Source organism: Microbacterium sp. 18062, assembly GCF_902706225.1.
Classification (GTDB): Bacteria; Actinomycetota; Actinomycetes; order Actinomycetales; family Microbacteriaceae; genus Microbacterium.
Genome location: NZ_CACSKB010000588.1, coordinates 1 through 403, shown reverse-complemented (window position 1 = coordinate 403; position 403 = coordinate 1). Strand labels below are relative to the sequence as shown.

General features: G+C 59.8%; 1 protein-coding gene. It reads right to left on the bottom strand.

Going from position 1 to position 403, the window contains the following annotated elements; genetic code table 11:
- Positions 1–202 precede the first annotated feature (202 nt).
- On the bottom strand, positions 203–403 hold a 201-nt coding region (locus GVL03_RS21350; protein WP_159502761.1), incomplete at its 5' end, for a hypothetical protein.

The following is a 403-nucleotide window of genomic DNA, read 5'->3' as shown; positions in this document are numbered from 1 at the left end:
GACCCAGGCTGTGGAGTCAAGGGCTTCGATACCGTGGCACAGGCTCGTGCAGGTACCCTCCGTCGCGAAGTTCAACTCATCGTGTCTGCGGGTACGAAATGACGTAATAGCTGCTCACCAGCAACACATGGGCGAAATCAATCATCCAGCCTCTTAGCTCTCGACCAATCCACTGGTTGGACATACCGGCCGTGCCGCCCCGCTATTTAAACGCGCGGAAGTGGGCACGGAAGTCATGCCGCCGCCTCTTTAGGATGGTGAACAGCAAGATCGCCCGCTCCACGCGATATTCCGGCGGGCCGTTGTCTTGCGGCGCTTTCCCTGTGGCGTGGATGGCGAAGCCGCCCTGATCTCCGCCCTCGACACAGACATGGCGCTCGACAGGCATTTCCTCGTCGATGTC